The 12615-nt window shown below is 63.4% G+C and carries 16 protein-coding genes; 10 read left to right on the forward strand and 6 right to left on the reverse strand.

The features are described 5' to 3' along the window. Positions 1–9: 9 nt before the first annotated feature. Together EPN51_RS09675 and EPN51_RS09680 are read right to left on the reverse strand one after the other, a co-directional pair. The gene (locus tag EPN51_RS09675) at positions 10–1707 is read right to left on the reverse strand and encodes a serine/threonine protein kinase (RefSeq protein ID WP_293041152.1); all 1698 of its coding nucleotides are present in this window, start codon (positions 1705–1707) and stop codon (positions 10–12) included. A 16-nt stretch (positions 1708–1723) separates the two neighbouring features. Then, positions 1724–3334 carry a serine/threonine-protein kinase gene (locus EPN51_RS09680; protein ID WP_293041153.1) on the reverse strand — a complete coding sequence of 537 codons (1611 nt, stop codon included), beginning with the start codon at positions 3332–3334 and terminating at the stop codon, positions 1724–1726. 236 nt (positions 3335–3570) lie between these two features. Here EPN51_RS09680 and EPN51_RS09685 point away from each other — a divergent pair, with 236 nt between their 5' ends. From EPN51_RS09685 to EPN51_RS09700, 4 genes are all read left to right on the forward strand, one after another. After that, entirely contained in the window at positions 3571–3876 is a 306-nt protein-coding gene (locus EPN51_RS09685; protein ID WP_293041154.1) for a hypothetical protein, read from the forward strand. A 1-nt stretch (position 3877) separates the two neighbouring features. Beyond that, entirely contained in the window at positions 3878–4489 is a 612-nt protein-coding gene (locus EPN51_RS09690; protein WP_293041156.1) for a DUF732 domain-containing protein, read from the forward strand. Continuing rightward, positions 4486–4821 carry a hypothetical protein gene (locus EPN51_RS09695; protein WP_293041157.1) on the forward strand — a complete coding sequence of 112 codons (336 nt, stop codon included), beginning with the start codon at positions 4486–4488 and terminating at the stop codon, positions 4819–4821. Before EPN51_RS09690 ends, EPN51_RS09695 begins: the two co-directional genes overlap by 4 nt. Positions 4822–4893: 72 nt before the next feature. Continuing rightward, complete coding sequence (locus EPN51_RS09700) at positions 4894–5061, forward strand: hypothetical protein (RefSeq protein WP_293041158.1); 168 nt, start codon at positions 4894–4896, stop codon at positions 5059–5061. Positions 5062–5084: 23 nt separating this feature from the next. Here EPN51_RS09700 and EPN51_RS28990 read toward each other — a convergent pair whose 3' ends face one another. Beyond that, positions 5085–5570 carry a DUF732 domain-containing protein gene (locus EPN51_RS28990; protein WP_366509417.1) on the reverse strand — a complete coding sequence of 162 codons (486 nt, stop codon included), beginning with the start codon at positions 5568–5570 and terminating at the stop codon, positions 5085–5087. Between EPN51_RS28990 and EPN51_RS09705 the strand changes: the two genes are divergently transcribed. Beyond that, a complete protein-coding gene (locus EPN51_RS09705; protein WP_293041159.1) occupies positions 5569–5937 on the forward strand; it encodes a hypothetical protein in 369 nt (122 codons plus the stop codon). The genes EPN51_RS28990 and EPN51_RS09705 overlap by 2 nt on opposite strands. 116 nt (positions 5938–6053) lie before the next feature. On the opposite strand, the gene EPN51_RS09710 is transcribed toward EPN51_RS09705, so the two are convergent. Both EPN51_RS09710 and EPN51_RS09715 read right to left on the reverse strand, forming a co-directional pair. After that, positions 6054–6536, reverse strand: a complete 483-nt coding sequence (locus EPN51_RS09710) for a hypothetical protein (RefSeq protein ID WP_293041160.1) — start codon at positions 6534–6536, stop codon at positions 6054–6056. 117 nt (positions 6537–6653) lie between these two features. Beyond that, positions 6654–7328 (reverse strand): hypothetical protein, encoded by a 675-nt coding sequence (locus EPN51_RS09715; protein ID WP_293041161.1) that lies wholly within the window; start codon positions 7326–7328, stop codon positions 6654–6656. A 471-nt stretch (positions 7329–7799) separates the two neighbouring features. Here EPN51_RS09715 and EPN51_RS09720 point away from each other — a divergent pair, with 471 nt between their 5' ends. Further along, entirely contained in the window at positions 7800–8234 is a 435-nt protein-coding gene (locus tag EPN51_RS09720; protein ID WP_293041163.1) for a nitroreductase family deazaflavin-dependent oxidoreductase, read from the forward strand. Between the two features lie 3 nt (positions 8235–8237). Then, entirely contained in the window at positions 8238–9305 is a 1068-nt protein-coding gene (locus tag EPN51_RS09725) for an FUSC family protein (RefSeq protein ID WP_293041164.1), read from the forward strand. A gap of 3 nt (positions 9306–9308) precedes the next feature. Here the strand turns inward: EPN51_RS09725 and EPN51_RS09730 are convergent, their stop codons facing one another. Continuing rightward, positions 9309–9698 carry an MmcQ/YjbR family DNA-binding protein gene (locus EPN51_RS09730; protein ID WP_293041165.1) on the reverse strand — a complete coding sequence of 130 codons (390 nt, stop codon included), beginning with the start codon at positions 9696–9698 and terminating at the stop codon, positions 9309–9311. 103 nt (positions 9699–9801) lie between these two features. On the opposite strand from EPN51_RS09730, the gene EPN51_RS09735 reads away from it, so the two are divergent. The 3 genes from EPN51_RS09735 (at position 9802) to EPN51_RS09745 (ending at position 12540) form a co-directional block, all read left to right on the forward strand. Beyond that, on the forward strand, positions 9802–10755 hold the full coding sequence (locus EPN51_RS09735; RefSeq protein ID WP_293041166.1) for a transglutaminase family protein: 954 nt from the start codon (positions 9802–9804) through the stop codon (positions 10753–10755). Beyond that, positions 10748–11803 (forward strand): putative zinc-binding metallopeptidase, encoded by a 1056-nt coding sequence (locus tag EPN51_RS09740; protein ID WP_293041167.1) that lies wholly within the window; start codon positions 10748–10750, stop codon positions 11801–11803. Before EPN51_RS09735 ends, EPN51_RS09740 begins: the two co-directional genes overlap by 8 nt. Positions 11804–11871: 68 nt before the next feature. Further along, on the forward strand, positions 11872–12540 hold the full coding sequence (locus EPN51_RS09745) for a DUF6629 family protein (protein ID WP_293041168.1): 669 nt from the start codon (positions 11872–11874) through the stop codon (positions 12538–12540). Positions 12541–12615 lie beyond the last annotated feature (75 nt).

Genomic DNA, 12615 nt, shown 5'->3' on the forward strand with positions numbered 1-12615 from the left:
GAATGCCGCTCAGTCGCCAGCGAACCATGCTGTTGTCACCGATCGCACTTGGGTTTGAAAGCCTGGTTGTTCAAATGTGACGGTCCATAGTGGGGTGGTCCGGTTGATCGGATCGCTGCCGCTGCCATTGCCGAGAACGCTTGACATCAGATCTGCTCCGCAGGCGTAGTCAGGGACGTATCCGTCGTTGCGACCACGTCGGGCCCCGCCACTGATGTAGTTGCAGTGGGTACCGTTATCAAGCATCAGCGCAAAGGGTTTCGGGTTTTTGGGGGGTTGCACCGTCGTCAAAAGGCTGGTGTCATACGAGAGGCGGCGGACTTCCTTGTCCCACGGATTAGCCATGCACAACATGGACGAGGGGGCCGACGGCCAGCAGACGTTGGCTGCGGCCGCGGATGGATAGCAGCTGTAGATGTTTCCGCTGACAGCCGATGGGGATGGAGTGTCACAACCCCCGAGCGGCATGCTGTTGTTTGCAGGCACTTCGGTGTAACCGTTGGTAGGTTGTCCATCTGCCCCCACGGCGACTTCGGTGATGAGCTCGGTCCTCCCAGTGCTGGTCGGCGAGCCTGGTGGAGGAGTTGCGGCTGCGCTGGTTGTCGGCGATGCAACCAGTGGCCCGAGTGGCTGACGATTTGAGGTCGGCGTGCTCGGCGGTTGCTCCGGTCCCCGTTGCCATGGATGCCAGATGATCGCACCGGCGGCCACCAACGCAATTACAGCCAACGGGACAGCCACGTTGAGCCAGCGCTTGCCTGGATGGTCGGCTTGCGAACTTCGCCCAGAACCGCTCGCAGGCGAGGATAATGATTTACCGCTTGCCGCAGCGGGTTTAGTCGGAGCGGCACTGGTCGTGGTGCCAACAACGGCTCGTTCAGCGAGAGCCCGGGCAAAATCCGAACATCCGGCAAATCGGGCATCGGGGTCCTTGGCGAGCGCAATTCCCAGGACGGGGTCTAGGGCTGAAAGCCCTGGTCGGCTGTCCGCCAGTGCTGGCGGTGGCACATTGAGGTGGCGGCTGATGACTACCGCAGGATTGGAGTTCGGGAACAATTGCGAACCGGTCAAGAGGTGAAATGCCGTGGCGGCCAACGAATACTGATCGGCCCGGCCATCGAGGTCTTCACCCAAAAGTTGTTCGGGGGCTGCGTATGCCACTGTTCCTACAGTGAAATTGGTCTTCGTTAGACCGCTGATGTCGTTGATATTGCGGGCTATCCCGAAGTCGGTCAGCAGGATTCGCTGCTCACCGTCGTCATCGAGATGGGTCAGCATGATGTTGGCGGGCTTGATATCTCGATGCAAAAGTTCTTGCTTGTGGGCGTAGTCCAGCGCGCTGGCGACCGCGGTGATGATACGAACGACGTCTTTCACGGGCATGCCGGACGGATATCGCTCGGCCAGGAGACGGGCAGCATCGAATCCGTCGATGAAATCCATGGAGAGCCAGAGTTGTCCGTCTTCTTCCCCCCGGTCGTGCACTCCGACGATGTGTGGGTGCCATAGCGTGGAAGCGAGGTCGGCTTCGCGATCGAAGCGAGCTCGGAATTCCTCGTCTGCGGACCACTCGCGAGGCAGCAGTTTCAGGGCGTCGCGGCGTGGGAGCCGCGGGTGTTGAGCGAGATACACCTCGCCCATTCCGCCAGACCCCAGCAACCGAATGATGATGTACCCGGCGAAAATCTGGCCGTTGGTCAATGGCATGAACGCATCCTCAAGATCACTGTGGCCAGTACTCGATCATTGGTTCGGAGAACACTTGTCCGCTTGGTGACGTGATTGAGATGCCGGTGGGGCGCACCCGATAGCGGGTTCCGTCTACCGGGTTGGTGACGTCGAATCCGCCCGAAGACCGCACCGCGTTGGCCAGTTCGATGCTGGCACTGTCGCTGAGCCGGACGCCGCGATAGTAGTAATTGGCGGGTCCGTCCTCGCAAACCACCACCAGGGATTGAGTGGTGCGCCCCATCACCGCTGGTGTACTCCCCGGATCACACCGACCGGCTGGATAGCCCAGGAACCCCTGGCCGTCGGCATCCGGCAAGGTGAATAGAGGTCTCGACGTCGCCAAAGGCGTTCGGAGAGTCGATGATTTCGTCGTTATGGCGCCAGTAGTCGGTGCTGTCGGCACCTTTGCGTCGGAAGCGCTCGGTGGCGGCTCTTGATTGTTTCGCAAGATCAGCAATGCAGCGATCAGCGCGGCGGCCACGAACGCAGCCACAGCTCCGGCAACCAGCACCAGTCGCCAATGCCCGACCTTGCGCTCCGGTGGTGGCGGGGCGTGCAGATTGTCGGCGTACGGGGTTTCTCCGCTCCCGTCTGGATTGGGGCATCGGGCCGAGAATTGTCGGGTACCCACCGGTGGGCGAGGGCGGGGGGCGTGGACGGTTGGTGATTGGCTCGCCGCGAACTCAGTGTCGGGCTGATCGCAGAAGGGAGCGCTCGCCGCGATTGTTTCGGCCTGAATTTGTTCTCCACCGGTGAGTGCATGTTGGGCGGCACGGGCTAGATCACCAGCACTGCTGTAGCGATCAGCGGTGCTTTTAGCCATGCCCCGCGCGATGACGGCATCGAAAGCGATAGGGATTCCTGGACGTTGTCGGCTTGGCAGCGGGATAGGATCGGTCAGGTGCGCGCTGATCACTGCGGGCATATCACCCGAATAGGGTCGAGATCCCGTCAAACACTCATAAAGCACGCAGGCCAACGCATAGACATCGACACGATGGTCTATCTCACCACCGGTGCGGAGCCGCTCGGGAGCCATGTAGGCAAACGTGCCAACAGTGGTGCCGGTGCTGGTCAGCTTCGCATCGGAGGCCGCACTGGCTAGCCCGAAATCAAGCAAGCACGCGAAATCGTCGCTGGTGAGCACGATGTTGGCCGGTTTAACATCGCGATGCGTCAACCCGACGTTATGAGCAGCATCTAAGGCCGCGGCAATCTGTTGCACTACGGCGACCGCCCGCGCCGGAGCCATCGGACCCCCTTGCGATAGCACGGCTTCTAGGTCGGTGCCGTCGATGAGCCGCATATCGATAAACAGCTGCCCATCGATCTCGCCGTAATCGTGGATCGGCACCACATGCACCTCATGCAAGCGTCCCGCGGCGCGAGCCTCCCGAAACAGCCGCTGCCGGAATGCCTCGTTCTCCGAATAGTCCGACCGAAGTAGCTTCAACGCGACTACGCGGTCCTTCGCGGTGTCTTCGGCCTCCCACACGTAACCGAAGCCGCCTCTACCGAGCAACCGCCTGAGCCGGTAACGGCCAAACCGCGATCCTGCTTGCAAGCCGTGCAGGCTGTCGGAAGTCCTTGGCTCTTCCTCCATTTACACCTTGTCCCACTCTGCCCGGCACTTCAGTTGGTTGTTCAGGGCAACATTATGCAGCGACAACCTCTAACCAGGGGCTGGTTTGGTGTCGAAAGTCGTGCCCTGGAAAGGCAGTCAAGGAGGAGGCCGATGAACCGCCGCGAAGTCGATCGCGCCCGCCGGACGGCCATCCTGTTTGTGGTCCCGTTGTTCGCCCTCGGCTACGGGGTAGCCCCGACCTCGCCCAGGTATCGATGGACGAGGCGGGCTTCATTGCCGCCATCAGGGCCGTCGGGATGGCCGGTGCCGACCACGACCTCCTAGCCGACGGGAAGTGGGTCTGCGACCAGTTTTTGGACGGCGACTGGAACCACAACCAGATCGCCGCCAAGGCTCCGAAGCTGGCCAATCCCATGGAATTGCTGACCCGCAAAGGGGCAATGATCCAGACTGAACCCGGCTACGCGATCGTGGGCCCGAGCGGCATCTGTTTTGCCCAGGCCGATACCGCGGCGGCCCTACTGTGTTGGCTGATCGACTGGGCTGCTCGGAGCTGGTGATATGACCGACGATGTCAAAGACTCCACCGAGACGGCAAAGGCCACCGAGTGGACCGGCGACGGTGCCGAGGCCGACAAGACCGAGCTGGTGCCCCCGGCCGTCCAAGCAGCTGCACCCACCGCCTGGGAGGACTACCCGGAGACGGGCAGCACGACGGATTTGGACTACCCGCGTGGTTGGCGGGATAGGTTGGCCAAGTCATCGCCAGTATTATTCGCCATTGCCCTGTTGACAGTCGTTATTGCCATTGCAGGGTTCCTCTGGATTGATCATCACCAGCCAGTGAGTCACACGGTCACCACCGTCACTGTCGCTGCACCCCCACCGCCGTCACCCGATGATCGGTTCATCGCCGAGCTCGCCGACCAGGGAATCAGTGCGGGCAACCTGAGCGCTGCGAATCATTACTTCATGCAGCTGGCCCATTACATCTGCTATCGGCTGTTGCCCCCAGAACCTCAGCTTCGGGAGCCCGAGGTTGACACGATCGTGAAGTCCGAAAACAAAAATGTCGATGATGGTGGTCACATGATGCGGTTTTCTCGTGCCGACGGTGAGCACCTAGTTGATGCCGCCATTAACGTCTACTGCCCTCAGGCGACTCGATCATGAAATTGCTGATTACCGCAGTACTGGTTACCGCCGGGATCTGCTGTGCACCAGGTGTCCAGGCACAGACATTCGACGAGTTCTGCAATACGAAGCTGAATTGGCCGATGCCGTTGCCTCCGACCGTGGGCTCATCGCTGGGTGTGATCGATCAGGACACCACCTTGGAGTGCTTGACCAACATCACGGCAACTGCGCCTGACGGCCACGACGTGATGAATGACCCGGTAAATGACAGCTACAAATGGCAGATCAACAGCATGAATCCGCCTGCGGGGACGCTGGTCTCACGGACGCAGGAAATCCATTTGACCGTGAAGCCTGCGACGTTCTGACGGGAGAACCGAAATGACCAAGTCCCCGCGGCCATTCGTCATCATGGCGATTATCGGACCGTCCTCTTTTTCGTGACGTACATCCTGATGCAGTTGGCCTTTGGCGCCGCCGACACCGCCCATTCCGGAAGGCTGGTGTTCCAAATCGGCGGATTCGCCATGTTCTTGGCATGGTTGGCCAGCATCGTGGTGACGGTAGTGGGCATCGTCGGCGCGATCCTTCGCACCGTTCGACGTTGAGATCCACCGAGGGCGGGGCTTAATCAGGGAAACTCGCGACCACCGGCACCGGGCCAAGGACCAGATTCAGCACCGGGGTTCATCGGAGTCTCGTTGAATCCGGGTGCCGGTGGTATCACTCCGAACGGGCCAGGACCAACGATTTGCCCACCTGGGTGTGGAGTCGGGCAGTAGTTGACAACCGCGGCGTTCACCCAAGCAGAAGCCTGGCTCATATTGACCGCGCCAGGAATACCGGACGGTGTGAGTCCCCCGTGGTCAGCACCACCGCGCCAATTGTCACGGACGATCATGGCGTCCTGCGCTGGCGTATATCCATGACTGAGGCTGTCGCAGATTGCATGGCCTACCTTGATCAGTGCACCAGGACCATTGGCGGAGGTGATGCCGTGAGCCGCCAGCGTGCTGAGATAGCTGTCATCATCAGCTTGGGCAGCCGGAGCCGACAGAATAGCCAGTGTGGCGGAGACAGCGAGTAACGCAAGAGCCCGGCGGGCAGTAATGGTCATGGCTGCGCCCTCTTCAAATTGGTCAAACCCGCTGGTAACACCCCTGATTCAGGCTCAGACGCCCCCAGGAAGATACGGGTGTGGCGGCATCGTCGGGCTCGCATACGACCATGCACCGACGCTGGAAGCATCCAAAGCTGAGATCCAGCAGATGATCGCGGTCCTCAAACAACACGGCTGGGGTGGGCCAGGAGATTTCCACACCCATGCCTCCGCACTGAGCAAACAGGGCGTCACGGCGGTCTTTGACCCGTACTCCTCAGTCCAGAATTCGGGAGGGTCGATCACGATCTACGGCGAATGCCGCGACATGACCACCAAAGCGAACATGCTGCCCGAACCGATACCACAAGATCAGTTGGCGTGACGCCACCCAAGACGGTGTCGTGCAGATCGACGTGCCGAATAGGTGCCTTCACCATGACGCCGTCGGTGCCAGCCCCAAGCGCGGCATGATGACGTTCGGCTTGGACTGCGACCTCTTTACTGCGGCGCAGTAGCGGTGGTCGATGCTGGCAAATTGAACTGTTCGAACGCCGCCCAAGCGAGCGCGCCAGGATCGGACTGCCACATGATGCGATCGCCTTCGGCGGTGACGTGGACCGCGACATTGTGATCGACGTTTTTGGAGCTGTGGACGACGGCCAGCCCCTCGTACTCATTACCCGACTTGTGCATCACGTCGACCTTGCTCACCACCAGGTGGTACTGCGCGAAGCGTTGATCAGTGTCAAAGCTCTGCTGCATCGAGGCCTTGACTTCGCTGGCTACCGCTGCTTCCCGGTTGCTGTCTTCACGCTGAGAAAGGAAGTGCCAAGCAGCAGCGATCGCGATCACGATTCCCGCGCAGATTAAAATCTTCTCTAAACCCGACCGTTCCTTCCACCACCCGACGATCCTGTTCTGAGTGGTGCCGTCGGCCGGACCGGGCGGATTTTCAATCGGACGAATGTCGTCAGTGGACATATACGGGAATGTTAGCGCGGCGCTAATCGCGGCGAAGCAATTTCAGTAATGCGTTCACGACGATTTGCCAGTGCCCTGGCTACGTTAGCGGCACCCATAGCGGCAAGGCCATAGCGCTCAGTAGTCATCTTCATCGGAGTTGTCGGAGATGGCCACCACGCGGATATCCTCGGGCGAAGAAGGCAGCTGTTGGCGTTGTTCAGAACGATCTCCTTGCAGCGCCGCTTGCACCTCCGGCCATTTTTCGGAGGGAATGAAGGTTCGTATGACCTCGATGATGCGCCCAACGTCGGCGATGATGGTGGACATATCTGTCCCTTGGGCACGAGCATCAATCATCGCCTGTAGTTTCTCGGCTGCCCGTAGCCCGGTGTCGATGCTGACGTCCACGTCGCCATTGACCAGTCGACTGAACGCCTCATTCATGATGCATTCATAGAGGGCCATCGGCGTGAGAGCTGTTGCCACGCCGTTCACGATATCGATTTGGGCTTCGCGGGCACGGCGCTCGACGATCTCCCTGTAGGTGGCACGGGCGACCTGCTGCACCGGAAAATGCCGGGCAGCGTGGTTGCGGACCGAGTCAATCGTCACCGTTTTTCCCGCCGCGGTTTTGTCGTCTCCAAGGGCGCGCAAGATCATGGCGTAGCTGGAACCGGTGGCCAACAGATCGTTGACCTTCTTCCGCACCGCGTCATCGCTGCAAACACGGCATCGGGGCTCAACGAGGTGGAAGCCGGTGATGTTTGGGACCAACTTGACCGAGTCGTCGATCATCTGGGGCAGGGACATGGCTATCGCTCCTTAACTCCGGATCGGGCGGTGGGCTTTTTGCGGTACTTCCCTGCACTTTTAAGCAACCACGTGCCTTCCGGACAGGGTAGGGACCAAGGTTGGTCAATCGAATCGGGATTAGAGCTCGGCATGAGCGCAGCGGGGGAACCGTGCCGATGAGCCGCAAGGGTGCCGACGGTTCCGCTCTGCCGAATATCACCGGCATCTCGCGATGCTTCCGTCATGGCATCGGCCGGGGCGATCTCTTCTTTCCCACGACGGTCGCAGCGGGCTCTGGCCAGTAACTGGACGGCGCCGTTTTAGTCCCGGTCCGCAGTCAGTCCGCAGTAGATTCAATGGAACTTTCGGCTCCCGTCAGAACCAACTAACCTGACCAGCGTGTTTCTTGCGCAGCCGTCAGAGCTAACGGCAACAAACGCCCAGCAAGGAATCCGGAATAGACGCCAAACCCAAGCGGGTTGACGAGGCATGACTCAACAGTTCCCGGACACCGAAACGATCAACGCATTCAACAAGACCATCGCCGACGAATTCCGCGCCAACAACGGCAAGGTCGGCGGTCAGTTCGCTAACGCCGACCTGTTGCTGCTGCACACGACCGGCGCCAAGTCCGGCCGGCCCCGGGTGTCGCCGCTGGCCTATTTCCGCATCGACGGCAAGCTCATCGTCATCGGATCGTTCGCCGGCGCCCCGGTCAGCCCGGCCTGGGTGCACAACCTGCGGGCCGACCCGCGGGCCCGCGTGGAGGTCGGCGCCGACCAATTCGACGTGACCGCGCGCGAGCTGCCGGCCGACGAGCGCGGCGACCTCTTCGACAAGGTCACCGCCGCGGCGCCCGGGTTCGCCGAGTACCAGGCCAAGACCAGCAGGATGATTCCGCTGTTCGAGCTCGTCCGGACCTAGCCGGTGGGCGCCTCGCGGACGGCGGTGCCCTCGTTGGTTCTCGCCGCCGCGCGCGCGGGTGGCAAGCGGCTGCGCGCGGTGTGGTTCAACCTGGTGCAGACCTCGGTGGCCGCGGGCGCGTCCTGGTTCCTGACGCACGACGTCCTCGGTCACCCGCAGCCGTTCTTCGCGCCGATCGCCGCGGCGGTGTCGCTGTCGACCAGCAACGTGCTCCGCGCGCAACGCGCCATCCAGATGATGATCGGAGTGACCCTCGGGATCGGGCTGGGCTCGGCGGTGCAGGGGCTACTCGGGCCGGGAGACCTGCCCATCGGCGTCGCCGCGCTGGTGGCGCTGGGTGCCGCGGTGTTCATCGGGGGCGGCTTCATCGGGCACGGGATGATGTTCGCCAATCAGACTGCGGTGTCGGCGATCCTGGTGCTGGCGCTCTATCACGGCGGTGTGGGACTGGAACGCATCTTCGACGCGCTGATCGGCGGTGCGGTGGCCATCGTCTTCGCGGTCGTGCTGTTTCCCGCCGACCCGCGCACAGTGCTGCGCGCCGCGCGCGTCGGCGTCCTGACGGTGCTGCACGACGTCTTGTCGCGTGCCGCCGACATCGCCGCCGGACGCAAAGCCGCCCCACCCGATTGGCCGCTGAAGGCCGTCGATCGAGTGCACGAACAGCTCAGCGGCCTGCTCGAGGCGCGCACCACCGCCCGCCACGTCGTCACCATCGCGCCGCGGCGGTGGGGCCTGCGCGACGCCGTCGATGCGGCCGATCACCACGCCGTGCACGTGGCGCTGCTGGCCGGTTCGGTGCTGCAGCTGGCACGTGCGGTCGCCCCCACCGAAGACGGCGGCCACGAGCGGCCTGCGCAGCGCGTGCACACGGTGCTGGTCGTGCTCGCGGCCGCGACCGCCCTCGCCGAAGCCGATCCCGCCGGCGCCCGCGCGTACGCCGCGTCGGCGCGTCACCACGCTTCGCGGTTGCGGTCCGGTGGCGGCGGGAAAACCCCAGCGATGCTCGCCGACGAGGTCAGCACCTGCATCGACGACCTGCAACGGGTCATCGACCTTCGGCACGTGTGAATCTCACCGCGAGTCGGCCAGGAACTCCTGCACCAATTTCCGCGGCGCCTGCGTCAGCCACGCCTCGGTGATGAGCTCCTGGAGGTCGCGCACCGAGATCTCGGCCAGGTTGACCAGCACCGCGGGGTAGCCGTCGAAATGCGGGGTGGTGAAGTAGGTTCGCGGCTCGTCGTCGATCAGCGCGAACTTGACGCCTTCGTCGGACACCCGAACCCCGAGGATGTCGCCGCGCGGCGGTTCCGGGGCGTTGCGGGCCAGCGCTTCGCGCTCCGAGGGCCGCAGCGGCCGCTCCCAGGCCAGCAACTTCTTGCCGACCCGCCAGTCGTGCGGTGACGGCTCGGAGGTGAGGGCCAGCTCGCCGACGATGCGGGCGACCTCGTCCCACGTGGCCACTCCTCGATTGTGCTCCCGTTTCGGCGCGGTCGCCGTCGTATCGGCAAACGCTCGGTGACCCGACGGCCCGCGCGGCGCCGTGGCATGTGATGTGATCGGCCTTGTGCCCGAAGCTCCGAGGGAAGTCGATGCCGCGGCCGCCCGCCGGCATCGGGTCACCCACCGCACCGAGTACCGCTACTCCGACGTCGTGACCAGCTCTTACGGACGCGGTTTCCTGACCCCGCGCGACTCGTTGCGGCAGCGTCGCGTCGCACACCAACTGACCATCGAGCCGGCCCCCGCCGACAGTTCCACCAGCACGGACACATACGGGAACATCAGCTCCTACTTCCACGTGACCGAGCCGCACAGCGTCCTGACGGTGGTCAGCGATTCCATCGTCGACGTCTACCCGCCGGCGCCCGGCCTGTACGCCGGCGGACCGGCGGTCCGGCCGTGGGAGGCGGCCCGGCCGGCCGGGCGCATCGGGGCGCTGGCGACCGAATTCACCCTGGACCTGAACCCGCCGGAGATCACCGACGAGGTCCGCGAGTACGCGGCCCCCAGCTTCACGCCCGGGCGGCCCTTGATCGAGGTGCTGCGCGACCTGGCGTCGCGGATCTTCACCGACTTCACCTACCGGTCCGGCTCCACGACGATTTCCACCGGGGTCAACGAGGTTCTGGCGGCCCGGGAAGGGGTATGTCAAGACTTTGCCAGGCTGGCGATCGCCTGCCTGCGCGCCAACGGTTTGGCGGCCAGCTACGTGTCCGGCTATCTGGCCACCGACCCGCCCCCCGGAAAGGATCGGATGATCGGCATCGACGCCACGCACGCCTGGGCCGCGGTGTGGACTCCGCAGGATCCCGGCCAATTCGAGTGGCTGGGGCTCGATCCCACCAACGACCAGATGGTCGACGAGCGCTACATCGTGGTGGGACGCGGCCGCGACTACGCGGATGTCCCGCCGCTGCGCGGCATCATCTACACCGACTCGGAGCACAGCGTGATCGACGTCGCGGTCGATGTGGTGCCCTACCCGGACCCGCGCGAAGGCGACGTCTTGCATGCGTGACTTCACCTGTCCCAACTGCGGCCAGCGCCTGACGTTCGAGAACTCGACCTGCCTGAATTGCGGCGGCGCGCTGGGATTTTCGCTCGACCGGATGGCGCTGCTGGTGATCTCTGACGACGAAGCAACCGAGCACGCCGGCGTCGTACCCGCCGGCGAGTATCAGCTGTGCGCCAATCTACAACTGGCCGAATGCAATTGGCTGGTACCGGTCAACACCCCCCGGCTGCTCTGCGCGTCGTGCGCGCTGACGACCGAGCGGCCCAACGACGCCGACACCGTCGGGCTGGCCGGGTTCGCCCGGGCGGAGGCGGCCAAACGACGACTGCTCGCCGAGCTGCACGAGCTGAAGCTGCCCATCGTCGGGCGTGACAAGGATCCCGGTTACGGGCTGGCCTTCCGGCTGCTGTCCAGCGCACACGAGAACGTGCTGACCGGGCACGAGAATGGCGTCATTACAATCGATTTGGCCGAGGGTGACGACGTGCACCGCGAGCAGCTGCGGATCGAGATGGACGAGCCGTACCGGACCCTGCTGGGGCACTTCCGCCACGAGATCGGGCATTACTACTTCTACCGGCTGATCGCCCCGTACCGCGACCACCTGGAGCGGTTCAACGAGCTGTTCGGCGACCCCGACGCCTCCTACTCCGAGGCGCTTGACCGCCACTACAGCGAGGGCGCACCGGAGGGCTGGCGGGACGACTTCGTCTCGTCCTATGCCACCATGCATCCGAGCGAGGATTGGGCCGAGACGTTCGCCCACTACCTGCACATCCGGGACGCGCTGGACACCTCGGCGTGGTGCGGACTGGCGGCGGCGTCGGCCACCTTCGATCGGCCGGCGCTGGGGCCCAGCGCTTTTCAGACGATCATCGACATGTGGCTGCCGTTGTCGTGGTCACTGAACATGGTGAACCGGTCGATGGGTCACGACGACCTGTACCCGTTCGTGCTGCCGGCCGCGGTGCTGGAGAAGATGAAGTTCATCCACGCCGTCGTCGACGACGCGACGTCGGAGTCCCGGGGTCCCGCGTCCGTGGGGGGCTGAGTCGCGCTCGGGACCGTAACGCGATTCGCGACGGCACAAACGGGAATACTGCGACGATGTGCTTCTCGATGACGGCGGATCTGGTGGTGGGGGCTGGGCTCGTGCCGGTCGCGGTCGCGACCCTGCGCGAGGTGAAGCACTGGCGCGAAGTGCCATTTGCTTTGTTGCCGACGGTGTTCGCAGTCCACCAGTTCATCGAGGCGGCCGTGTGGCCCAATAGCGTTGTCTCCCCCGGGATGGCCCACTTGGCGATGCTCGCATATGTCTTCATCGCATTGCCGCTGCTTCCCGCGTTGGTTCCGTGGGCGATCTTGATGCTGGAACCGTGTGGCGCCCGGCTACGGGTGGCGCCTTTTGCGGTGCTCGGCATCGTCGTTTCGGTCTATCTGGCTGTCGTCGTGCTCACCGAACCAGTCAAAGTGACCAGGGGCCCCCATGCGCTGCAGTACCAGACCGGCGTCGACGGCGGCTACGTGTGGGCGGGGCTCTACGTCATCGCGGTCATCGGGCCGGCGTTGATGTCGGGCTATCGCTCCATTGTGGTGTTCGGATTAGCGAACCTGGTGGGGCTGATCGTGGTCGCTCTCCTCTACGTGCATGCGTTCGCGTCACTGTGGTGCATCTACGCCGCCACGCTGTCGGTCCTGGCGCTGGTGCACATGGTGCGGCGTCGGCGACTGCCCGATCCGCACCGCTACCACGGCGTCGCCGCGGATCGGGTGGCATTGAATGTGTGAAAGATGTAGGGAGAGAATGAAGCTAGGCGGAATTGCCGTACTCCTTCTCACCCCGCTTCGCGGGCTGCATCGTCG

The sequence above is a fragment of the Mycobacterium sp. genome (genome assembly GCF_004298145.1).
GTDB lineage: Bacteria > Actinomycetota > Actinomycetes > Mycobacteriales > Mycobacteriaceae > Mycobacterium.